Annotated in this window: 1 protein-coding gene; it reads right to left on the reverse strand. The window is 61.6% G+C overall.

Going from position 1 to position 1,414, the window contains the following annotated elements:
* Positions 1-203 precede the first annotated feature (203 nt).
* Positions 204-1,244 carry an IS110 family transposase gene (locus GWE18_RS41845; RefSeq protein ID WP_275191294.1) on the reverse strand — a complete coding sequence of 347 codons (1,041 nt, stop codon included), beginning with the start codon at positions 1,242-1,244 and terminating at the stop codon, positions 204-206.
* Positions 1,245-1,414 lie beyond the last annotated feature (170 nt).

A 1,414-nucleotide genomic window follows, 5' to 3' on the forward strand; every position in this document is an offset into this window, starting at 1 on the left:
TGCTTCTGTACGGGATCGGCGCAAGGCCGTCGCCTGATGGGGTTCGTAAGAGGATAGGTCGGCCAATCTACGGAAAGCGTGATCATATCGCTCGATATGTCGACAACCCGGATGTCGGCCTGACCTGATCCATCGTCCCGGCGAAGGGACTTCGCTTCGGGAAGGCTGGTGTCGTGACCCGCCCGAAACCTTGTTGTTCCTCCTTAAGCCGTTGCAGCGTTTGCCTTGGCGAGCGGATTGAAAGGCACGCCGTCCTTGAGCATGCGATGCATGATCACGGCAAGCTTGCGCGCCAGCGCGACTTTGGCCTTGTTCATGCCAGCACGCTTGGCGATCCGCATCGCCCAGCTCTTAAGCTGCGAACACCCCTTGACCGGCTTCGTCAGCATGATGTGAGCGGCCTGGTAGAGCGCCTCGCGCACGGAGGCGTCCCCGACCTTGCTGATCCGCCCCGATCGGTCGGTCTCGCCGGACTGGTGCTTCTTCGGCGTCAGCCCGAAATGTGGTCCGGCCTTCTTGGAGGATGTAAACCGCGCGGGATCATCGATCGCCGCGGCATAAGTCAGCGAGATGATCGGTCCCACCGCCGGCGTCGACATCAACAACCTGGCTTTGGCATCGATCCGCGACATCTTGCCGGCCCGCTTCTCGAAGGCTTTGAACTCACTGAGCAGGGCGCTGCGCACCCGCAGCAGTGCTTCTGCGATCACTTCTAGGTTCGGATGTCCTTTTGCCAACTCGTTGATCCGTCCGGCAAAACCTGTTCCCGTCGTCTTGCCAACCTTCAGCCCAAAGCCCCGCAGGATCCCGCGCAGACTGTTCTCGACATCCAGAAGCTTGCTCTGGACCAGCTTGCGCGCCGTCAGCACGGCACGTACTTCCTGGGCATTTATCGACTTGCAGTGAACCGGCCGGAACCAGCCCAGCCGCATCAGTTGTGCGATCCCCCGTGCGTCATTGCGGTCCGACTTCACTGGCATCGCCTTGAACGCATCGTGCACGTGCCGCGTCTCCAACAGCTCAACCGCGAGCCCAGCCTGCTTCATCGCCGCGTACAGCCATTGCGACAGCGGCCCAGCTTCCAGCCCGATCCGGGTCAGCCCAAGCCCGAGCGAGCTGAGCCAGCCGATCAGCGCCGCCGGCTCGCTTGCTACCTTGCCTTCCCGGACGATTTTGCCGTTCGCATCAACCACACACACGCTTGAGCATTCCAATGACACGTCGATTCCGGCATAATGCTCCATGGTCGTCTCTCCTTGATGCTTGGAGCGAGGTCCATCCTCGACTCCGTAACACCATCCATGTGAGGGACGACCGCCCGCCTTCCAAGCAAGCCGCGCGAAGCGCGCATTCAACAGCGCCGTAGCAAGCGCGGCTTGCTTGGAGGGCAGACCGGGCCCGTTACCCCATCTAC

The organism is Bradyrhizobium sp. CSA112, assembly GCF_029051645.1.
In the GTDB taxonomy this organism is placed as follows: Bacteria; Pseudomonadota; Alphaproteobacteria; order Rhizobiales; family Xanthobacteraceae; genus Bradyrhizobium.